This is a genomic window from Mariprofundus ferrooxydans PV-1, assembly GCF_000153765.1.
Classification (GTDB): domain Bacteria; phylum Pseudomonadota; class Zetaproteobacteria; order Mariprofundales; family Mariprofundaceae; genus Mariprofundus; species Mariprofundus ferrooxydans.
The window spans coordinates 251,091-272,927 of record NZ_DS022295.1; the positions used below are offsets into that span (position 1 = coordinate 251,091).

Below are 21,837 nucleotides of genomic sequence, written 5' to 3' on the forward strand. Positions count from 1 at the left end.
CAGTCTGCCTCTCTTTTGGAGGCTTTTAGATGATTAAACTGTATTCCGATGCCCATTGCCCGAACTCGCATCGCACCCGTATTGTACTGGCGGAAAAAGAGTTGCCGGTGACAACACAAGAGGTGGAAACAGATAACCTCCCTGCCGATTTTCTCAAGCTTAACCCTTATGGGAAACTGCCGACAGTGATTGACCGCGACATCGTTTTTTTCGAATCCTCCGTGGTCAATGAATATCTGGATGAGCGTTATCCGCATCCGCCGCTGAAGCCCGGCTCACCGGCCGAGCGGGCGCAGATGCGTCTGGCTGTGCTGCAGCTGGAGCGTGAGTTGTACCCGCTCTACGAAGAGACCAGTAATCCACGCAAGAAAAAAGATGCGGTCAAAAAGATTTCAGCCTATCTCGAATCACTGAACGGCTATCTGGCTCGTCAGGAATATTTTATCGGTGAGCAGTATACGCTGGCTGATATTACACTGGCTCCCATCCTGTGGCGTCTGGAGTCTCTGGATATCGATACGGCTGCATGGCCGCATCTGGAAGGCTATATGGATCGTCTGTTTGAAAGGCCTGCTTTTGAGCGGGCACTCTCCGAAGTCGAGCAAATGCTGCGCGAATATTGATTGGTTAATTGTGAACGCTGTCACTTCTCGTTAACAGTTTGTGTAGCTATCATAGGCTCATGTTCATCCACCGCTGTATAAGGGGAAATAGCCAGTGTTTGATGTGATTCGCAAGAACGACCCCGAATGGAGCAGGGTGACTCGCTTTATTCACGATACATACCAGCGGGCTTACGGGGCCGAGGTCGACACCTTTATGCCGCAGATTATGCGGGTGACCAATGCTGCAGGTGAATACCGGGCGGTTATGGGTTATCGCGCTGCCGGTCAGGAAAGGCTGTTTCTGGAAAACTATCTGGATGAGCCGATAGAGGCCTCGATCTCCCGCTATCTGGGTAGAACAATCGAGCGCTCAAGCATCGTTGAAGTAGGTAATCTGGCTGAAGCAAAGGCGGGCGATGCGCGTCTGGCGATTATCGCAGCAACCGCCTATATGTGGGCTCGCGGTTATCGCTGGGTTGCCTTTACCGGTGTTACCCGCATGCGCAACGTGTTCCGCAAACTGGGGCTGGATACGCGTGAGCTGATGGTTGCCGATGAAACCCGGCTGCCGCCTGAAGAGGTCGCCAAATGGGGGGCATACTATCAGGGGAATCCTGTGGTCTGCTTTGCCGACATCAAACACGGACATGATAACCTGCAGGATCTGTGGGCCAGCCTGCGCGATACCTGGGCGGCCGCGGAAGAGGCCGGTATACGTGCGGCAGGCGATAACGGAGTGCCTGCATTCGCTGCGGCTGAAGACGAGGCAACAGAACAGGGTGGTATGGAAGGGAGCGGCATTTGAGTCGCGTACTGGCAGCACTCCATACCCAGGCTAATGATCGACCCGAACATGTTGCGCTCACATCTGCTTCCATCTCCTACAGCTACAGTGAACTGCGCGATGTTGTAGACTCTGCAGCTTCCCTGCTGCGTGATACAGACATGCATACGCTGGCACTGGCTGCGGATAATTCGCCTGCATGGTTGTGTGCGGACCTGGCGTGTATGCAGGCAGCGATTCCACTGATACCCGTGCCGCATTTCTTTGCACCGACCCAGATCGGCCATCTGCTGCATCATGCCGGTGTCGATGGCATCCTGACAGACAGGGCGGATCAGTTTTCGGCGCTGCTTGCACAACTGGGTATTCCGTCTGAGGCAACCGTCACAACCATTGCCGGATTAAGCCTGATCCGGATTTCTACTGCGGATGTGCGGCTACCTGCTGACTGCGCCAAAATCACCTATACCTCCGGCTCAACCGGCGAACCCAAGGGCGTCTGTCTGAGCCTTGATGCGATGGAGACGGTTGCAGCCTCACTTGCAGCCGCAACCGGGGCAGGCGCAGAGGATCGTCATCTGGCACTGCTGCCGTATGCCACGCTGCTGGAAAATATTGGTGGTGTGTACGCACCGCTGCTGGCCGGTGCGACGATCCATGCTCCGGGTATGGCTGCCATCGGCATGAGCGGGGCCAGTGGCCTGGATGTGAAGCAGTTTGTCAGCGCGCTGCACGCCGCCCGGGCGACAACCTGTATTATGATTCCGCAGATGCTGCATGCACTTGTTGCGGCTGTTGGCGGCGGAATGGCGAAGCCGGAAAGCCTGCGTTATATCGCGGTGGGCGGTGCACCGGTATCGCTGAAGCTGCTGGAAACGGCCGCCCATCTGGAGCTGCCGGTGTATGAAGGTTATGGCCTTTCCGAGGCAGCCAGTGTGGTAGCGGTTAATGCGCCGGGCGTTAACCGGCCGGGCAGCGTCGGCAAACCCTTGCCGCATGTAACGCTGAGCTTTGCCGATGACGGTGAAATTCTGGTGCGTGGCAGCCTGTTTTCCGGCTATCTGGGCGAGAGTCAGATGGCAAGCGGAGCAGCATGGCCGACCGGTGATATCGGTTATCTGGACGATGATGGATTCCTGCATCTTTCCGGTCGCAAAAAACATATATTTATTACCGCATTTGGCCGCAATGTGTCACCGGAATGGGTGGAGCGCGAGTTGTCGATAGAGCCGGCGATCGGCCAGAGCTGTATTTTCGGTGAGGCGCGTCCGTTTAATGTTGCAGTCATTGTACCGAGACAGAATTTCGACATGGCTGCGGTAGATGCCGCTGTAGCATCGGCCAACGCACGCCTGCCCGATTATGCCAGAATTTCGCGCTGGGTTGAGGCCGGGGAGCCATTTAGTGTGGCTAACGGTCTGTGGACCGGCACCGGCAGGCCGCGGCGGCAGCATATAGAGACACATTATCGGCAACAGTTAGATACTATATATGAGGAGTCATAAATGGCGTTTTACGATGATTTGATTGAGGCGACCGAGGTCGAACGCAATACATTATTGTCCATTCCATTTATCCAGTCGGGAGCTGCCGGTCAGCTGTCACTGGAGAGCTATCTGGCCTTTCTCGGCCAGGCTTATCACCATGTGAAGCATACAATACCACTGCTGATGGCGACCGGCGGTCGTCTGCCCGAACGGCTGGAGTGGTTGCGCGAGGCGATCGGTGAGTATATCGAAGAGGAGATGGGGCATCAGGAGTGGATTCTCAACGATATTGCGGCATGCGGTGCTGATAAAGAAGCCGTACGTCACGCTATGCCGTTGCCTGCAACCGAGCTGATGGTGGCCTATGCCTATGACACGGTATATCGCAATAATCCGGTCGGTTTTTTCGGCATGGTGCTGGTGCTGGAGGGAACCAGTGTTTCACTGGCAACTCACGCAGCCGAGAATATCCAGCAGGCGCTGAATCTGCCCAAGTCGGCATTTTCCTATCTGAGTTCGCACGGCTCTCTCGATGTGGGCCATGTCGACTTTTACGAGAAGCTGATGAATCGTCTGGACAGGGAAGAGGATCAGCAGGCCGTCGTGCACTGCGCGAAGATGATGTACCGCCTTTACGGTGATATTTTCCGCAGCCTGCCGGTTGTCCGATTGGAGCAGTAAATGGAGATCAAGGGAAAACGTATTGTTCTGACCGGTGCCGCCGGCGGTATGGGAAGCCTGCTGGCCGCTGAACTGGTTGCCGGCGGTGCGACACTGGCTATGGTGGATGCCAACGCCGATGCGCTGCACAAGGTTGCGGCAGGGCTGAAAGGTTCGCATACGGTTGCCGGTGATCTCTCATCGGCAGAAGGGTGCAAGGTTGCCGCGGAAGAGTGTCTGCAGCTGCTTGGTGGCGTTGATCTGCTGATCAATCTGGCCGGCATTAACAGCTTTGCAGCCTATGAGGATGAAGACCCGGGCAAAATCGAGTTGATTATGCGGGTCAATCTGTTGGCTCCGATGTGGTTGACGCGTGCATTTCTGCCAGCGATGTTGGAGCAGAACTCGGGACGCATCGTCAATGTCGGTTCCATCTTCGGTTCGATCGGTTTTGCCTATTTCAGTGTCTATTCAGCCAGCAAGTTTGGTCTGCGCGGTTTTTCCGAGGCGCTGCGGCGCGAACTGGCCGATAGCGCGGTCAAGGTGACCTATATTGCTCCGAGGGCAGTGAAAACACCGATTAATTCCGATGCTGTGATGAAGATGAATGAAGCGACCAAGACGAATATGGACGCCCCCGAAGATGTGGTTAAAAAGATTGTTGCGGCAATCAATAATGATCACAAGGACATCTACTTCGGCTTCCCGGAGTCTCTGTTTGTGCGCATCAATGTGCTCTTTCCGCGCCTTGTTGACAGGGCGCTGGCTGCGCAGAATCGCATCGCACGCACGTTCGCAAAGAAGCAGTAGTCAAACTGTGGTGAAAATGAATTTGTGTTACTGATCAACATTTTGGATAAGGAGACAGAACGATGATGAAATGGATGGCGGCTGCCTTTGTGGCAACCGGAATGCTGGCAAGTACAGCCTGTGCAGATGAAGTAGATAATGCTGTGCTGGTGTTGCAGCACGAATGGGCTCAGGCCAATTACAAGACGGCTGACGATAAGAAGGAAGCGGTATTCAAGGCGTTGGTGGATAAGGCGGCGGCGCTGGATGCAAAGTATCCCGACCGGGCCGAGCCGAAGATATGGGAAGCGATCATTCGGGCCGGCTATGCCGGGGCCATGGGCGGTGTGTCGTCGATGTTCAATGCCATGCCTCAGATGAAGCAGGGGCGTGATCTGTTACTGGCGGCGGAAAAAATCGATCCGCACGCGCTGCACGGATCGGTCTACACCACGCTGGGCAGCTTCTATTATATGGTGCCGGGCGGCTTTATCGGCTTTGGTGATGATGACAAGGCGATGGAGTATCTGAACAAGGCGATCGCCATGGCGCCGAATGACATGGATGCCAATTATTTTATGGGCGACTACTGGATGGAGCATAAAAAATACAAGAAGGCGATTCCATACCTGGAGAAGGTGATCGCTTTGCCTGCGGTGACCGATCGACCTGTGTACTCTGCAGGGCGGAAAGCCGAAGCTGTCGAGAAACTGAAAAAGGCGAAAAAGTAGTACGTACACTGATTCATTGATCTGAATGTTTGTCATACGGCCGGTTACATTAGTAACCGGCCGTATTTGTTTGTGCTGATCGTTGCCATGGCCGATCTGTTGTGCGGCTGAGATTTCTGCAAATTGCCAGCTGACCGATCGGTCGGTATGGTTGGCGGATATTTATGGAGGTGTGATTGATGCCCGGATGTGTGAAAATTCTGGATGCTGCGGAATCGCTGTTTGCCAGCCATGGTGTTGATGGTGTATCCATTCGAGAAATTGCCGAAGCAGCGGGTATATCCAAAGCAACGGTGTTCCACCATTTTGACAGCAAGGAAGCATTGTATCAGGCCGTGGTCAGGCGCTCGTGTAAAGGTATCGTTGCACTTGTGGCGCAAATGGCGGCGCGTGAAGATGGCAATCCGTTGGCATCGCTGGCCGATTACCGTCGTCATGATCTGCAGGAGACGCTTGCGCATGCGGATGTCGTGCGTCTGGTTTTGCGGGAGCTGACACTGGGCCGTGATGATCAGGCCCGCCAACTGAGCGAAGAGGTGTTTGGTGAGCATTTTGTCCGGCTGCGCCGGTTGATAGAAAAAGCACAGCATGCCGGTGAGCTGAAAACAGATGTGGATGCCGGTCTGGCGGCGGTATCCGTTGTCAGCATCAATCTGTTTCTGTTTCTTGTCTGGCCGGTACTCAAACACCTGCCGGACACACCGTTTGTTCGCATAGAGGATGCCGCCGAATCGATGTTCACGCTGCTGCTGGATGGTATGGCCCGATCCGGCTCGGTGTCCGGGAGTCAGGCATGAAATCATTTATGTTACTATTCATTGCTGCATGGCTGTTGTCCGGCTGCGGTAAAGATCAGAAAGACGAAGCAGCCGAAGTACAGGTGCGGTCAGTGAAAATCACCACAGCCGTGAGTGTTGCGCAGGATATCGAGGTGAGTGAAACGGCATTGGGCCGGATCATTGATCCGGTTGCCGCAACCATTGGTGCGGAGGTGCCGGGGCGTGTTGAAAGCGTGCTCGTGGATGCGGGTGTTGCTGTTTCAAAAGGGCAGTTGCTGGCCGTGCTGGATGATGCAGATGCGAAATCGGCTGTGGCAAAAGCGGAAGCGGAATTAAAGCGGCTGCAGGCTCAGCAGCAGGCCCAGCGCAGTCTGGTCAATCGTTATCAGGATATGATTGAAAAAAACTTTATCTCAAAGACGGTGCTGGAACAGGCGCAGGCGCAGCTGGATGTATTACAGCAGGGCGAGCAGGCGGCTGAAGCAGGCCTGAATCAGGCGCGCAATAACCTGCAGCGTACGCGTATCATCTCGCCGGTTGCCGGACGTGTTGAGCAGCGGTTGATTGCAGCGGGTGATTATATCGGCCTTGGCAAGCCGATGTTCAGTATTGCCGCAGGCAAACGCCTGATTGTATCGATTCCGCTGCCGGAAACACGGGCTGCCCACATTGAGAAGGGGCAGATGGTGCGCCTGCATCTGGCCGGTGCGACGAAACCGATCACTGCACCGATTACTGATCTGACGCCGATGGTAGGTCGCAGCAATGCATTTGAGGCGCGGGTGGAGATAGATAATCCGGGTCACTGGCGACCGGGTGCCTCGGTGACTGCTGAAATTATTACCGATCACCATAACGGGGCGGTGATGGTGCCGGAAGAGTGTGTGGTACTCAGGCCTGCCGGTTCGGTGATCTATCGCATCACAGGCAATATTGCGCATGCCGTGCCGGTGACGACCGGCGTACATTCAGATGGTCGCATCGAACTGATCTCCGGACTTGCTGCAGGTGAAGTGATAGCCGCCGAAGGCGCTGCTTATCTGAGCGACGGAGCACAGGTTGAAGTGCATAACACGGATGGAGTGAAGCCGTGAATCTGTCATCGATTTCGATCGATCGACATGTGCTGGCATGGATGATGTCGGCACTGCTGGTGTTGTTCGGTTTGATCAGCTACCAGCGTATCGGTGTGGATCGTTTCCCGACGGTGGATTTCCCGATGGTATCGGTAACCACCGTGCAGACCGGCCTGGATCCGGATGTGATTGATGCATCAATCACCTCAATAATCGAAGAAAAACTCAACAGTGTGCCGGGTATTGATCATGTAATCTCCTATTCCACACCCGGCGTATCGATTGTGACGGTGCAGTTTAAGCTGAGCAAGAATATTGATGTCGCGTTTAATGAAGTGCAGGCCAAGGTCAATCAGATACTGCGCCAGTTACCGGATGGTACCGACCCGCCGGTTGTGGCCAAGGTGGAGATTGGTGCTTCGCCCATTCTGTGGCTCTCACTGACCGGTGATCGTACGTTGCAACAGCTTAATCAATATGCCCGTAATATTATCAAAAAGCGGCTGGAGAATATCAACGGTGTCGGCGAAGTGCAGATTGGCGGTGAGCGCAAGCGTACTGTCCGTATCTGGCTGGATCTGCCGCGTATGCAGGGCATGGGTATTACCATTGCCGATGTGCTCAGTGCATTCAGACGCGAGCATATACAGTTTCCCGGCGGGTTCCTGACCGGCGGCAAACGCGAATATATGATCAAACTGGATATGGAGTTTCATTCGCTTGATGCCATTGGCAAATTGGTTGTGCGTGCGAGGGACGGTAACCTGATCCGGTTGAGTGATATCGGCCGTGTCGAGGACGGCCTGGCCGATGATCGGCAACTGGCCCGCTACAACGGCAAGCCGACGGTGGGTATCGGTGTGGTCAAGGTGACCGGTGCCAATGTGGTCGCTATTGTCGATGAGGTGAAACAGCGGCTGAACAACGAGATTTTACCGGCCTTGCCGGTCGGCATGAAGATCGGCATTGCCACCAATGATGCGGATATCGTACGCGGTATCGTTGACGGCCTGATCGAGCATATTTTTGAATCGGTATTGCTGGCAGCAATTGTGGTGCTGGTATTTCTGAAAAGCCTGCGCTCTACTCTGATCGTGGCTACGGCGATTCCGGTATCGATGCTGGCGGCGATTGCCACGGCCTATCTGCTCGGTTTTACCCTTAATCTGATGACGCTGCTGGCGCTGCTGCTGTTGATCGGCGTGGTGGTGGATGATGCCATTGTGGTGCTGGAAAATATCTATCGGCACCGGGAGAAGGGGCTGGAGCCGGATGCCCGAACTGCCGCGATCGCCGGTTCCCGGCAGGTAACCTTTGCCGTAATTGCTGCCAGTCTTACGCTGGTCGCTATTTTCGCACCGGTGATCTTTATGGACGGAATGATCGGCCGTTTCTTTAATGCCTTTGCCGTAATTGTCACCTTCGGTGTGCTCGCATCACTGTTTGTATCGCTGACGCTGGTGCCGATGCTGGCCTCGCGCTATCTGAAGGTACAGACAGAGCATGGCCGGTTGTACGGTTTGTTTAATCGCGCCCTGTTGTGGCTGGATCGCTTTTATACGCGTTTGCTGGGTTGGTGCCTGCGCCACCGTGGTACGGTGTTGTTGCTGGCGCTGGTCGGCTTTATTGCCAGCACCTCGTTATTCGGCATGATCGGCAAGGGGTTTGTGCCCAAGGAGGATGAGGGGCGCTTTATGATCATCTTCAAGGCGCCGCTCGGCGCCTCGATTGCGGATACCGATGGCAGGCTTAAGGCAGTAGAGCAGGTGTTGGCCGCCAACCCGGATATCAGCAGCTATTTCAGCCTGATCGGCTCCGGTCAGCTCGGGCAGGTGAATCAGGGTATTGTATATGTGCGGCTGACGCCCAAATCCGAGAGGGAACATCGTCAATGGGATGTGTTGCCGATGGTTCAGGAAAAGCTGGATCAGATACCGGGCCTGCATGCATTTGCCGTGAAAGTGCCGATTGTCGGCGGCGGTCAGCGTGGTGAGCCATTGCAGTTTGCCGTGAACGGACCGAACCTGGATGTGGTGGCCGATGTATCGAAGCAGATGCTGGCGCGGCTGAACAAGATTGACGGCATGGGGCATATGGATCTGGATCTGCAGCTGGATTTGCCGCAGCTGGATATCCATGTGGATCGGGAGCGGGCACGTGATCTCGGTATTGCCGCGGTGGATGTGGCGCAGACGATCGGTGTATTGGCAGGCGGCATGGATATTGCCCGCTATAACGATCAGCCGGGAGACGGTAATCGTTATGATATACGGCTGAAAGCGGAGCAGGGTGAGTTGATGCATCCATCGGATCTGAGCCGCATTTACCTGCGTGCCGCAGATGGTTCACAGGTGAGACTGGATTCGCTGGTCAGCTGGCAGGAGAAACTGGGCCCGGCGGTCATCCAAAAAATGGATCTGCGTTATGCCGGGTTGTTTTACTCTGCGCCAACCATGCCGCTGGGTGCTGCGGTGGATAAAATCAATGCGGTGGGAGCAGAGTTGCTACCGCCCGGTTACGGCATCATATATACCGGTCAGGCGGCCGAGTTCCGCAAAACAGGCAAGAATATGATGTTTGCTTTCGGTATTGCCATGCTGCTGGTGTTTATGGTGCTGGCCAGTCAGTTTAATTCGCTGGCGCAACCGTGGGTGCTGATGCTGGCCCAGCCGATGGCCATTATCGGCGGCGTGGCAGCCTTGTGGATGACCGGCAACACGCTGAATATCTTCTCGATGATCGGGCTGGTACTGCTGGTGGGGCTGGTGGCAAAAAACTCGATTCTGCTGGTGGATCTGACCAACCAGTATCGGCAGCAGGGGATGGGTATTGATGATGCGCTGCGGGAAGCTTGTCCGATCCGTATGCGACCGGTGCTGATGACATCGATGACGATTATCTTTGCACTGCTGCCGACGGCTCTGGGGCTGGGCAAGGGCAGTGAGATGACTATCCCGATGTCGGTAGCTGTGATCGGCGGTATGATCTCATCCACGCTGCTGACGCTGGTGGTGGTTCCGGCAGCCTACTCGTTGCTGGAGAACGGATTAATGAGGCTCTCTGCACGCCTGCACGGGCGTCGATCAGAATCGGATAAGGAGATGAATGTATGAAACGACTATCTCTGGCGCTACCTGCGCTGATGCTGTGGATACCGACACTCCATGCGCAACCCGTATCACTGAGTCAGGCGGTGACCGATGCACTGGGCCATGCGCCGGCATTGCAATCGGCAGAGGCTGCGCGTGACAGCGCCAGCGAAGATGCAAAACTCGGACGAGCCTGGTTGCTGCCCTATGTTGCGGCCAGTGGCTCGTGGCAGAAGGTGCGTCGCGATATTGTTTACGACAGACCGATTGCATTTCCGCTGGCCAATGAGTTGAACATGGTTGAGACCGATTATGGCGTCAAAGCCTATCAGCCGCTGTTTGATCTGGAGAAGTGGTCGCTTTACAAGCAGGGGCTGGCATCGGCAGCCATGGGAGAGACATCGCTGCAGTTGGTGCGCAGGCAAACCATACTGGCTGTTGCTTCAGCCTGGCTGGATGTGATGCGTACGATACAGCGGTTGAAGGCGGCAAAAGCCGACGAAGAGGCAATGCAGCGGCTGGCGGAACAGGCGGAAGCCTCGTTCAAGGTGGGACTGGAGCCGGTTAATACCTCTCTGGCGGCAACCAGCCGCCGCGATCTGGCACGCGCAAATAGAATCAGGGCTGAGCAGGCGGTCAATCAGGCCAGAGCCGTGCTCTCCTCACTGCTGGGGCATGAGGCGGATGTTACCGCGAGCATGAATCCATCGCCGCAGCCACTGGCATTGGCGAAGAGCTCTGAGCAATCATGGCTGGAGCAGGCAGACCACGCCGATCGCGTGCAGATGGCTGAAAATTCGATCTCGCTGGCTGATGCAGGTGAACTCAAGGCGCTCGGTGGTGCGTTGCCGAAGTTGCAACTGGTTGCCGGCTGGGATAAACAGCGCAGCAGTTCGGGTATGTTCGGTACCGGCTCACGTACGGAATCCACCTCTATCGGGGTAGAAATCAGTATGCCGCTATATGCGGGCGGCTCTACATGGGCGCAGCAGCGCAAGAGCGAAAAGGAAAAGATTCGGGCCGAGGCCGATCTGGATGAAGCGCAGCGTCAGGCAAAGCTGGCTACGCGTCAGGCATGGTTGCAGTGGCAGGCTACAGGCTCCGAGCTGACGGCTATGAAAGCGGCGCTAACCAGTGCCCGCAGCGAACGTGAGGCAGCGCATGCCGGCTTTGATGCAGGATTGCGCACGATGACCGAGGTGCTTGATGCCGAGGACCGGCTGGCCAGTGCCCGTGCAGGTCTGGCCGACAGCATCGCAACCCACGGTTTGTCCGTGCTGCAGTTATATGCAGCCGTTGGTACGCTGGATACGGATCAGGTGGCATTCGTACAGGACTGGTTGACCGCTTCAGCCCGCTGATCAGCAGATACCAAACTCCGGATGTACAGCACTCAGGGTGATAAGCTTGCACATCCCATTTAGGTAGAATGATTGCGAGTGCTCTTCGGGCAGGTATATGGACAAGTTCTTGTTAAAGAGGGAGAGGGAGATTATGTCCAAAATTCGGTTGTTTACTGGTTATGTGCTGTTAATGCTTCTGGTCGAGGGTTGTGCGATGGAGAATTTGTTACCACCTTCCAGAGAGATGTCGAATGGTGCTGTTATCAAACAGGTGTCACCGGATTTTAACCATGAAAACCTGTGGCAGGGGCAGATGATTGTGGGTGGTGTTGGTTCATACGCCAATGCCTGGAGCAAGGAGGTACGGATTGCACTGGCAACGCGTGCCACACGCGAGCTGAGCAGCAAGTTGCATCTGATTCGTCTACTTCCCTTTGAGCGTTATATGCAGAGCGTGGGAGAAGAGAATTTCATGCGCTATGGTGATTCGATTGTGAAAGACGGAGCCCTGGACAGTAATGAGCTGGAGCAGCTTTCCAAACAGTTGTCCGGTATTCGTTATGTGTTCTTCAAACGCATAATATTCGATAGCAATGATAGAGATGATCGAACGACCGCTACTCCCGACTATACCGATGGCGGGGAGATAGATTATTCCCGAACCCAGCGTGTGAATCGGGGTATGCGGGTCGAAGGGATTATTTATGACCTGCAACGCAAGAAGGTTGCCTGGACGGCAACCAGTCGCTTCAGCCTTTATCGCACGAGCAGCTATGAAAATGATCCGAATGATCCGTTCGGTAAACAATTGGCCGATGACATAGTTTTTGGTGGACAGCTGTCTGTACCCTCTGACGAAGAGATGATGGATGAGGCCGACAGGCTTTTTACTAGCATGCTTCCCAGGACTTGTGACTCAATCAAATCCTATAGTGACTGCAGCAAACTGAAGCGGCGTCTCTACAAGGAGTGGCAGGCAGTTCCGGCACATTGATCAGCTAATATCAAATTCAGGAAGTATGACGCTCCATGGGTGGGGTGTCCGCCTAGGGCCAGGAGCTCTCCGGACATCCAGCCCGACATTTAAACCCGCCAGCTTCAGCCCGCTAGTTGTTTTGATTGACGATTCATGATGGGCTCATGTAATGTGCGTATGGTTTATGCGCATGGAAATGATGGGGGCTCACGATGAGTAAACCGGTGAAACGGGCAGTAAACCTTCGTATCGATGAAAGCCTGATTGATCAGGCTAAAGCAATGAATATTAATCTTTCTCAAACACTGGAAACCTCTCTGGTAGCAGTTCTGCGCGAAAAGCAGAAGGCCGTATGGTTGGCGGAGAACAGCGAGGCTGTGAATGCCTATAACCAGCGTATTGAAAAACAGGGGCTGTTCAGTGACGGGCTGCGTCAGTTCTGATGGCGCAGTTTGATCTCTATCGAAACCCGAATCCTGAAACGAACACTTATATCCCATATCTGCTCGATGTTCAGGCTGATCTTCTTGATGTGCTGGCCACGCGGGTTGTAGCCCCGCTTTATACGCTGGAATCTATCTCGAAACCGTTACGGTATCTAAACCCGGTTCTGGAGATTAATGGTGAAAGGCTTGTACTTTCTACAGCAGAGTTAGCGGCTGTTTCAGCAGGGATATTGGCTGAGCCGGTAGGCAATGTGCAACGTTATCGGGATGAGGTTATTGCTGCATTGGATTTTACGTTTACCGGGATTTGAATGCGGTGATGTGTCACCAGAGTAATATCAAATGGCACCGTCACATGTTCGTACAGGATTGGTTGACCGAGCGGCTGTCCCGACTTCGGCCAGAAGTTCTCCTTACAGCTTCTGGCTGAATCTCGCCGTTGGTGACTGACGTAAAACGGCCAAACATAGACATTCACCTATTGGAAGGTTTACATTTAACCTTACCAAAGAGGGGAGGGCTATGATGATTCAATATTCAAGACCTGACCCCAGTTGCCAGAAGACGGGGCTGGCTCTTGACTGAATCAAAACGACTGAGAAAGCTGAAGGCAGACCTTATTAAGGAGCTCCCTTTTTTTCCCAATGATAAGACCACACTTGCCGACCTGAAAAATCAGGGACTGCAAGGCGTGTTGCTTCATTACCTACATTGGAAGACTAGAATAGTTCCCCCTCGTCGGCGAAGGGTGGAAATTGCCCCTGAAGTAACTTCAGATAGGCGGTGGACGAGTCTGAAGGCAGACATTAATCGCTTGCTAGAAAAAGTTCGTAACGGAGAAGACATATACCCTTATCACTCAAAAAGAGCGCATAGGAAGGGTTATACGCCGATCCAAGGAACGCAAAATGACGGGGTAGATTCGTGGGAAGACAAAGACCAATTATTGAACACGATGGGGTTCTATCACTTCCATTTGGATATGAATGTTCTTAGCAGTGGATTATCAGAAAGAACTGATGATGTTCTCTTTGCCTTTGTGTCGCGTGAAACATTCCATGCAATAGGGATCTTTGATCACAGTGTTTTTGAGCATACTGCCCACGACAAAAGCATGACCGCCGAGCGCGAGAGGATGTGGGAGCTCCATGAAAAACACACCACCCATGGAATGGCGCCAGGCACAGTCTATATTAGCAATCCAATAATGATGTCTGGGCATCCATTGTACGTAGTAGAAATGTGTTCTCATTATGCACGGATCATTACTGAAATTGATCAAAAATTAGATGATCGTATGTTTGTAAATAGCTTGTACGAGGAAGGAGGCTTAACGGTTCCGATCAAGTACAGTTTTGAATGGCGTTTTTCTGGCCTCGATTTGGGGCTATTCGACAAAAGAACAGATACATTCTTTAGCTTTCACAAAGGTCATATTTAGTGAGCTAAAGAGTAATTCCGGAGACATAATGCTTAATTCCGAATGTCTGATTATGGCCGAAAGTCGCCCTTCAGACGTATCGTGCTATTACTTACTGCAGACTCCGGCCCGCTTATCAGTGGGGCCAGTAGGGTTTACTTTTCGCAAATACGCGAAGAATCAAAAGAAGGGGGGGGGGCCAGGCGCTATGCCGGCAACGATTTTTTTGCAGGCGATTTGAGCAGGATGTGTATCTGGAGTCATGTCCTGAATATTGAATCATTGCCCCTCCCAAGGCTCAATTGTAAGGTAGTTATATTACACTCAAATCCGTTAAGTTGGGGGTGACATGTCAGTGAAGGCGGTGAGTGAAGAGGCAGTTCAAACAACATCCACTCGCCAGTGGATCAGGCTGGTTGTGGTGTACCTCCTGATTCCGCTGATTTTATTTGTATGCAGTGGGGACCTCGGCTGGTGGCAGGGGTGGATTTATTCCCTGCTGTTCCTGATAGCAGCTATTGGCGGGCGTATGTGGGCGGAGAAGCGACACCCCGGATTGACGGCCGAAAGACAAAACACTCAAAGTATCCAAAACGCAAAAGCCTGGGATAAAGTGCTTGCGCCATTGATGGCGGTGAGTATCGGGTTTCCTATGGTCATCGTGGCAGGTCTGGACCACCGCTATCATTGGTCCCCCGAATTTCCGTTATGGCTCATCGTGATGGGTTTCATGTTGATTGCGCTCGGATACGCTTTCGCTGCTTGGGCACTGGCGGAGAACCGCTTTTTCTCCAGCGTGGTACGCATTCAGACGGAGCGGGGGCATGTGGTGTGTGACAGTGGCCCGTACCGGTTTGTGCGGCATCCGGGTTATGCCGGAAATATGCTTGCACTATTCGGTATTGTGCTTGCGCTGAGCTCGCTGTGGACACTCATTCCTGCGGTCGTGGCATTGATCATAGCGGTAATCAGAACCGCACTTGAGGATCGGGCTTTGCAGGAAGAGTTGTCGGGCTACCGGGGATATGCACAACGCGTGCGCTATCGCTTGATTCCCGGGATATACTGAGAGAGTCGAGAGGTGGAACTCCCGGATCAGAGATTGAGCTCCAACCGGGATGCACGCTGCCTGACAAGGGCGTTCAAGTGGACCTACTGCCGCGTCGTTTGGCTCCTTTTATTGGTCCACTTACCACCAACGTTATGCCGGCAATGCTTTCTTTGCAGGCGCTTTGAGCAGGATAAGCAGCGGGATGGCAGCCAGCGTAATAAACATCATCATCTGAAAATCCTGCAGGTAAGCCAGTGTGGTGGCCTGACGTGTTACCTCGGCATTGATCATTGAGAGCCCCTGCGGCGTGCTCAGATTATATACACCGGCTTCAACGGCGTGTTCAAGGCCCTGATTAAACGGGTTGATATAGTCCGCCAGGCTGGCGTGGTTCGCCTGACTGCGCTGCGCCAGATAAGCCACGACGAATGAAATGCCGATACTGCTGCCGATGTTGCGCATCAGACTGAATAGCGCTGTACCCTCATCACGGAAGTGTGCCGCCAGCGTCGAAAAGGTGATCGTGGAGAGCGGCACGAAGATGAATCCCAGGCCCAGGCCTTGTGTGATACCTGTGCGGATGATGTCCCAGTCCGTGACGTCGGTACTAAAGCGGGACATCTCCCACAGCGACTGGCTGGTCATCAGCAGACCGAGCAGTATCAGGTGGCGAAGGTCGACTTTTCCGGAGAGCCTGCCGACGATGAGCATTGCGACCATGGTACCGCCGCCGCGCGGAGCAAGCAGGTTGCCGACATCAATGACCGGATAACCCAGCAGGTTCTGCATATAGGGTGGCATCAGCGCCATGGTAGCCAGCAGAATAATGCCAACGATAAAGATGAACAGCAGTCCGACACTGAAATTCCGGTCCCTGAATATAGCCGGTTCGATAAACGGGTGTGCATGCGTGAAGATGTGCACGGTAAACAGATAGAGGGCCAGACAGGCGAGCATGGCCTCGATGATCACCTCCCGGCTGGTAAACCAGTCCAGTGACTCACCCCGATCCAGCATCAACTGCAGTGCGCCCAAGCCCAGACTCAGCAGCCCGAAACCGAGCATATCAAAACGCCTGGATCGGTTAATCGGCGTATCACGCAGAAAGGCGGTCAGTCCGAACCATGCGAGCATGCCGAATGGCAGGTTGATATAGAATACCCAGCGCCAGCTGTAGTACTCGGTCAGAAAGCCGCCGAGTGAGGGGCCCAGAATGGGGCCTACCATGACGCCGACGCCCCATATCGCCATGGCCGACCCGTGCTGTTCGCGCGGATAGCTATCGAGCAGTACGGATTGCGACAGCGGTACAAGACTGGCGCCGAAGATGCCTTGCAGCAGGCGAAAGAACACAATCTCCGGCAAATTCTGCGCAGCGCCGCAGAGCATCGATGTGAGGGTGAAGCCGACAACTGCCCAGAGAAAAACGCGCTTGCGCCCGAAGCGAGAGGTAAGAAAACCGGTCAGCGGCATAAAAATCGCCGCTGCGACGATATACGAGGTAAGCACCCAGGATATCTGGTCCAGACTTGCGCCCATCGCCCCCTGCATGTGGGGTATAGCCACGTTGGCAATCGTGGTATCCAGCGCCTGCATAATGGTTGTCAGCATGACCGATACGGTGATCATGGCACGCTGTATTCCGACAGGCATGGTAGCACTTGTCACGGCAGCTGTGCTCAGAGTGAGAGCCCCAGAATATGACGGTGGTGACTGGTATCGATCTCCACGGTGGTACTCAGGCCCGCCAGCAGCTGCGGCTTTCCTGCTGTCGTTTTAATACTGATTCGCACAGGCAGACGCTGGGCAATCTTGATCCAGTTGCCGGTGGCATTCTGTGCCGGGATGACAGAAAACTCTGCGCCGGTAGCCGGACTCAGGCTCTTCACGACGCCCGTCCAGGCCGTATCGGGGTAGGTATCGATATGAATCGTGACCGGTTGCCCAGGATGAACGTAGGTCAGATCCTTTTCGGTAAAGTTCGCTTCCACCCAGAAGTTGTTGCTCACAACCAGCATTAACGCGGCCGATCCTGCGCTGACATACTGACCTATTTTGGGCAGCTTGCTGACGATGCCGGGTTGGGCTGCACGTATCTCGGTGCGGGCCAGCATGAGCCTGGCCTGATCGACCTCGGCCATAGCGATGCGATAGTCCGGATGATCTTCGATCGGCACATCGATGCTGCCGCCCAGTGTTGCGGCGATCCGCGCCAGACTCTTCTCCAGTACGCTGATTCGCTGTTCGGCGGTGTCGGTACTCTGTTGTGCGTTGTCGAGGGTGGATGCCGAGATAAACTTGTTTGCAGCCAGGGTTGATTTGCGCCGTTGATCATGGCGGGCAAAAACAAGGTTGGTGCGCGCAAGGGCAATCTCCGCCTCTTTCTCGCTATAGCTGGCTTTAAGCACGGCCAGATCCGTACGTACCTGTGCCAGTTTTGCTTCGGCTTTGTCTAACGCCACCTGAAACGGGGCAGGATCGATGCGGAATAACAGCTGGCCGGCTTTGACGGGCTGATTTTCGTGAACCAGCAGATCTGTGATCTGGCCCGATACCTGAGGGCTGACGGCGACTTTTTCCGCTTTGACATAGGCGTTATCCGTTTCGATATAACGTCCGCCCTTGAGATAAACAATCCCGACAACGATGGCTGCGATGCAGGGTATAACGATCATCAGAGTCAACCGGCGCAGCCGTAGCTTTGGGTTCGTAATCGTGTCGGCGGACGGAGTCTCGTTGTTTGCAGTATCGCTCATGATCCGACCGCCACAGGTGCAGTGTTATCAGGTGAACAATCACTGATACCCAGGTTGTTGCGCATCTTGTTCAGTGCCTGCATCAGGGTATTGATTTGTTGCTCATCCAGATCGCGCAGGGCATCGGCACAAATGAGATCCGTGACCTGTTTGATTGCGCGCAGTTGAAGTGGGGCGGCAGGGGTTAGAAACAGACGATAGGCCCGCCGGTCTGCCGGATCCGGACGGCGTTCTACCAGATCCTGTTCAGCCAGCTGATCAAGCAGGCGAGCGAGCGTGATGGGCTGTATCTCCAGCAGGGCCGCCAACTCGACCTGGCGGCAACCCTCATGGCGGGATACGTAAATAAGTGCTCTGGCCTGAGCCAGTGTAAGTGAGCTGCCTTGCAGATGCTCATTGAAGGCCGCCCGCATCAGGCGCGAAACATCGGCCAGTAGAAAGCCAAGACTGTTGTCATGTTCTGATTGCATGTGTCATCCTGTACGTAAGTAGTAAGCAATGCGTACTATATGGTGACAGTATTAATCAGGTCAAGTGGCCTAGGCATCAACAGATGCGCCGGAGGGCAGAGGTGATGGCAATGTGCTGGCTAGTGGTATGAACAGGTAAAACAGCATGTTGCAACGGAGCAGGTGGTGCCGTGAAGACTGGTATGATCTGCTGCCTGATCAGTGTTGATTAAACCTTGATCTTCCCGCCTTTTTGCAAGATCTCCGCGATCTGTTCGGGAGGAACCGGTCTGCTGAACAGGTATCCCTGGATCATATCGCAGCCATGGCCACGCAAAAATTCCAGTTGATATTTTGTTTCCACGCCTTCGGCGATGACCTCCATACCCAGGCTGTGGGCCATCTCGGAGATCGTTGCGACAATGGCGGCGTCTTTCTTGCCATGCTGTATTTCATCAAGAAATGATTTGTCGATTTTCAGAATATCGATGGGAAAGCGTTTCAGATAAGCAAGCGAGGAAAAGCCTGTACCGAAATCATCAATGGCAATGGATACACCCAACTCCTTCAAGGCCTGCATTTTACGGATATTTAGCTCAATATCGTTCATGGCGCTACCTTCGGTAATTTCCAGTTCGAGGAATTCCGCTGCCAGACCGCTTTTCTGCAGGGCTTTTGCCACTGTTTCGACAAGGTCGGCCTGAGCAAACTGGCGGGCGGCAAAGTTAACGGCCATGCGCAGAGGGAACCCGGGATGCAATGCTTGCCAGGCCTTGTTCTGTTTGCATGCCTCATCGAGTACCCATTCGCCGATCGGCAGGATCAGATTGGTATTTTCGATCAGGGAGATGAATACGGATGGCGAAATTGGCCCCCACTCGGGGTGGGTCCAGCGCAACAGTGCCTCCACGCCAAGTATCCGCCCGGAACTCAGCTCCACCTGCGGCTGATAGAGTAATTTAAACTGATTTTTTTCAATCGCATAGCGCAGGGCACGCTCCATCTCCATGCGTTTAAACGCCTCCTCACCCATGGCCGGAGTGAAAAATTTGTAAGCATTGCGTCCGCTATCCTTGGCCTGATACATGGCGGTATCGGCATTCTTGACCAAGGATTCCACATTATCGCCATCCAATGGATAGAGGCTGATGCCGATGCTGGCACCGACAAAACATTCCTGAGTTCCAATAAGATAGGGTTGTCCGATCATGTTTAAAATACGTTCACATAAAAATCGGGGGTCATGAACATCTTTAATACCGGGCATGATGATTAAAAATTCATCGCCGCCAATGCGTGCCACGGTATCAGATTCACGAATACAGGCGGAGAGCCTGTTGGCCGTTTCGCGTAATAACTGATCGCCGACATCATGGCCCAGGGAATCGTTGATGTTTTTGAAGCCGTCCAGATCAAGGAACAGAACGGCCAGAGACTCCATATGACGTTTTGCCAGTGCTACTTCCTTTTTAAGTAAATGATTATAGGAAAAACGATTGATCAATCCGGTGAGTTCGTCTCTGGTAGCCAGTGTTTCCAGCTTTTCCTCATCGGCTTTACGTTGGCTGATATCGCGCACGAATATATTGAATATGAAGGAAGCGCCCACCGCTTGCGGAGATATCGACATTTCTGCCGGAAATTCATGGCCGTCGCGATGGAGTGCAGTAATGACAATCTGCCCTTGTGTAAATGGAGCCGAACCCGTGTTTATAAACTCCTGAATATCATCAATCAGTGCATTGCGCGGAGCCTGATTCATAATCAGATCCATCATACTCTTTCCGATGGCCAGATCCTCAGGCCAGCCAAAAATCATTTCGGCCATGGGATTCCAGTCCGAGATGCTGCCCTCAGCGTCGATGGTGATGAATGCATCATTTGCCGTATCAATAATCTGGCGGATTTTTTGTTTACTTGCTTGCAGGCTTTCCATGATCTGCTGTTGTCGCTTGAGCATTGTCTGGGCGTAAACACCAAACAACAGAAGCAGGGAAACCACACTCATTCGTGTGCGCAATTCTTCAGCATCGGGATGCAACCACTTGTCGGTAAACGTACCCTTTTGGAGCACGAATGCATAAATGGTCGGCTCCAGAAACCAATAGACAAATGCCAGGAGGATGGCCAACCAGATCATATTGATCGCATTTGAAGCTTTCATGCAACCCCCTCTATTTGGACACCTTGTTCGTACAGTAGTAAGTGTGCCACTAAAATGTAAAAAAATCCAATTATACCACCGGAAAGGAGATGTATGGATGTCAGTACATACGGTGGCGGAACAGCCAGCCGGCGATGCTAAGGCTGATTGTCCCGATAAGGGCCAGCGGCCAGAACTGGGGAATCAGCAGATGAAACGGAGTGCCCTCGAGAAACACATCGCGCAGGATGACGACAAAATAGCGCAACGGGTCGATCAGTGTGATGTACTGCACCGCTTCCGGCATGTTCTCGATCGGCGTGGCAAAGCCGGAGAGAATAACTGCCGGCACCATGAACAGAAATGCACCGAGAAAACCCTGCTGCTGCGTGACTGCCAGTGACGAGATCATCAGTCCTACGCCGATGGCCGATAGCAGAAACAGGGCAAGGCCCGTATAGAGCGTCACCAGTGAGCCGAGTAGCGGGATATCGAACCAGAATACGGCCAGCGCAATGATCACCGTTGCCTCAAACATGCCGATAATGAAACCGGGCAGCGCCTTGCCGAGCAGAATTTCAACGGGACGAAGCGGTGTCACCAGCAGCTGATCGAACGTGCCCTGTTCGCGCTCGCGGGCCACGGACAGGGCTGTGACCAGCATCGTGACGATCAGCGTGATCAACCCGGCGATGCCCGGAATCAGGAACCAGCGGCTCTGCAGGTTGGGGTTGAACCAGGCGCGTACCTCCAGGTGTACGGGCGGCCCTCCCATGCCGGAGCGCTGCAGCCGGTCGGCATTGAACTGCTGTACGATGCTACTGGCGTAATTGAGTACAATCAGCGCCGAATTCGAGTTTCGACCATCCACAATCAGTTGTACGGGAGCAGGTTTTCCCAGTGCCAGATCCCGGCTGAACTGCGGAGAGATATGCACAATCAGGCGCGCCTGCCGATCATCGATCAGTGGCCGGATATCTGCATCGCGCCGGATAGTGGAGATCAGGTCAAAGACTGGCGCTCCGGCAAAACGGGCGGCCAGCTGACGGGAGACGGCGCCTCCGTCCTCATTATAGAGCGCATAGGGCACATGATTCAGATCGAAGGTGGCGGCATAACCGAACACCAATAGCTGGATGATCGGTGGTCCGATCAGCACGAAGCGGCTCTTTTTATCCTTGAGCAGGGCCAGAAACTCCTTGCCGACCAGTGCAACAATACGCCGCCATGCGGCGGATAAGGAAGCGATCATC

At 53.9% G+C, this 21,837-nt stretch carries 20 protein-coding genes; 15 read left to right on the forward strand and 5 right to left on the reverse strand.

The window, feature by feature from the left end; translation table 11 throughout:
- Nucleotides 1–29 precede the first annotated feature (29 nt).
- From SPV1_RS08015 to SPV1_RS08090, 15 genes are all read left to right on the forward strand, one after another.
- Nucleotides 30–623, forward strand: coding sequence for a glutathione S-transferase family protein (locus SPV1_RS08015; protein WP_009850651.1), 594 nt, complete (start codon nucleotides 30–32; stop codon nucleotides 621–623).
- 94 nt (nucleotides 624–717) lie between these two features.
- Nucleotides 718–1,410: a thermostable hemolysin gene (locus tag SPV1_RS08020; RefSeq protein ID WP_009850652.1), complete on the forward strand. Its 693-nt coding sequence runs from the start codon at nucleotides 718–720 to the stop codon at nucleotides 1,408–1,410.
- The gene (locus SPV1_RS08025) at nucleotides 1,407–2,894 is read left to right on the forward strand and encodes an AMP-binding protein (RefSeq protein ID WP_009850653.1); all 1,488 of its coding nucleotides are present in this window, start codon (nucleotides 1,407–1,409) and stop codon (nucleotides 2,892–2,894) included. Before SPV1_RS08020 ends, SPV1_RS08025 begins: the two co-directional genes overlap by 4 nt.
- Nucleotides 2,895–3,557, forward strand: a complete 663-nt coding sequence (locus tag SPV1_RS08030) for a TenA family transcriptional regulator (RefSeq protein WP_009850654.1) — start codon at nucleotides 2,895–2,897, stop codon at nucleotides 3,555–3,557.
- Complete coding sequence (locus SPV1_RS08035; RefSeq protein ID WP_009850655.1) at nucleotides 3,558–4,346, forward strand: SDR family oxidoreductase; 789 nt, start codon at nucleotides 3,558–3,560, stop codon at nucleotides 4,344–4,346.
- A 62-nt stretch (nucleotides 4,347–4,408) separates the two neighbouring features.
- Nucleotides 4,409–5,056 (forward strand): tetratricopeptide repeat protein, encoded by a 648-nt coding sequence (locus SPV1_RS08040; RefSeq protein WP_009850656.1) that lies wholly within the window; start codon nucleotides 4,409–4,411, stop codon nucleotides 5,054–5,056.
- 179 nt (nucleotides 5,057–5,235) lie between these two features.
- The gene (locus SPV1_RS08045) at nucleotides 5,236–5,853 is read left to right on the forward strand and encodes a TetR/AcrR family transcriptional regulator (RefSeq protein ID WP_009850657.1); all 618 of its coding nucleotides are present in this window, start codon (nucleotides 5,236–5,238) and stop codon (nucleotides 5,851–5,853) included.
- On the forward strand, nucleotides 5,850–6,929 hold the full coding sequence (locus SPV1_RS08050) for an efflux RND transporter periplasmic adaptor subunit (protein WP_009850658.1): 1,080 nt from the start codon (nucleotides 5,850–5,852) through the stop codon (nucleotides 6,927–6,929). The genes SPV1_RS08045 and SPV1_RS08050 overlap by 4 nt, the downstream gene beginning before the upstream one ends.
- Nucleotides 6,926–10,024: an efflux RND transporter permease subunit gene (locus SPV1_RS08055; protein ID WP_009850659.1), complete on the forward strand. Its 3,099-nt coding sequence runs from the start codon at nucleotides 6,926–6,928 to the stop codon at nucleotides 10,022–10,024. The genes SPV1_RS08050 and SPV1_RS08055 overlap by 4 nt, the downstream gene beginning before the upstream one ends.
- The gene (locus SPV1_RS08060; RefSeq protein ID WP_009850660.1) at nucleotides 10,021–11,361 is read left to right on the forward strand and encodes a TolC family protein; all 1,341 of its coding nucleotides are present in this window, start codon (nucleotides 10,021–10,023) and stop codon (nucleotides 11,359–11,361) included. The genes SPV1_RS08055 and SPV1_RS08060 overlap by 4 nt, the downstream gene beginning before the upstream one ends.
- Nucleotides 11,362–11,494: 133 nt before the next feature.
- Complete coding sequence (locus tag SPV1_RS08065; RefSeq protein WP_009850661.1) at nucleotides 11,495–12,337, forward strand: hypothetical protein; 843 nt, start codon at nucleotides 11,495–11,497, stop codon at nucleotides 12,335–12,337.
- Nucleotides 12,338–12,531: 194 nt separating this feature from the next.
- Nucleotides 12,532–12,762, forward strand: a complete 231-nt coding sequence (locus SPV1_RS08070) for a type II toxin-antitoxin system CcdA family antitoxin (RefSeq protein ID WP_009850662.1) — start codon at nucleotides 12,532–12,534, stop codon at nucleotides 12,760–12,762.
- Nucleotides 12,762–13,076, forward strand: coding sequence for a CcdB family protein (locus SPV1_RS08075; protein ID WP_009850663.1), 315 nt, complete (start codon nucleotides 12,762–12,764; stop codon nucleotides 13,074–13,076). Before SPV1_RS08070 ends, SPV1_RS08075 begins: the two co-directional genes overlap by 1 nt.
- A 266-nt stretch (nucleotides 13,077–13,342) precedes the next feature.
- Nucleotides 13,343–14,206, forward strand: coding sequence for a hypothetical protein (locus tag SPV1_RS08080; RefSeq protein ID WP_009850664.1), 864 nt, complete (start codon nucleotides 13,343–13,345; stop codon nucleotides 14,204–14,206).
- Between the two features lie 328 nt (nucleotides 14,207–14,534).
- Complete coding sequence (locus SPV1_RS08090; RefSeq protein WP_009850665.1) at nucleotides 14,535–15,254, forward strand: methyltransferase family protein; 720 nt, start codon at nucleotides 14,535–14,537, stop codon at nucleotides 15,252–15,254.
- A gap of 132 nt (nucleotides 15,255–15,386) precedes the next feature.
- On the opposite strand, the gene SPV1_RS08095 is transcribed toward SPV1_RS08090, so the two are convergent.
- The 5 genes from SPV1_RS08095 to SPV1_RS08115 form a co-directional block, all read right to left on the reverse strand.
- Nucleotides 15,387–16,889 carry a DHA2 family efflux MFS transporter permease subunit gene (locus SPV1_RS08095; protein ID WP_009850666.1) on the reverse strand — a complete coding sequence of 501 codons (1,503 nt, stop codon included), beginning with the start codon at nucleotides 16,887–16,889 and terminating at the stop codon, nucleotides 15,387–15,389.
- Between the two features lie 26 nt (nucleotides 16,890–16,915).
- Complete coding sequence (locus SPV1_RS08100; protein WP_009850667.1) at nucleotides 16,916–17,992, reverse strand: HlyD family secretion protein; 1,077 nt, start codon at nucleotides 17,990–17,992, stop codon at nucleotides 16,916–16,918.
- Nucleotides 17,989–18,462 carry a MarR family winged helix-turn-helix transcriptional regulator gene (locus SPV1_RS08105; RefSeq protein WP_009850668.1) on the reverse strand — a complete coding sequence of 158 codons (474 nt, stop codon included), beginning with the start codon at nucleotides 18,460–18,462 and terminating at the stop codon, nucleotides 17,989–17,991. Before SPV1_RS08105 ends, SPV1_RS08100 begins: the two co-directional genes overlap by 4 nt.
- Before the next feature lie 208 nt (nucleotides 18,463–18,670).
- On the reverse strand, nucleotides 18,671–20,605 hold the full coding sequence (locus SPV1_RS08110; RefSeq protein ID WP_009850669.1) for a putative bifunctional diguanylate cyclase/phosphodiesterase: 1,935 nt from the start codon (nucleotides 20,603–20,605) through the stop codon (nucleotides 18,671–18,673).
- Between the two features lie 100 nt (nucleotides 20,606–20,705).
- Entirely contained in the window at nucleotides 20,706–21,836 is a 1,131-nt protein-coding gene (locus tag SPV1_RS08115) for an ABC transporter permease (RefSeq protein ID WP_009850670.1), read from the reverse strand.
- Nucleotide 21,837 lies beyond the last annotated feature (1 nt).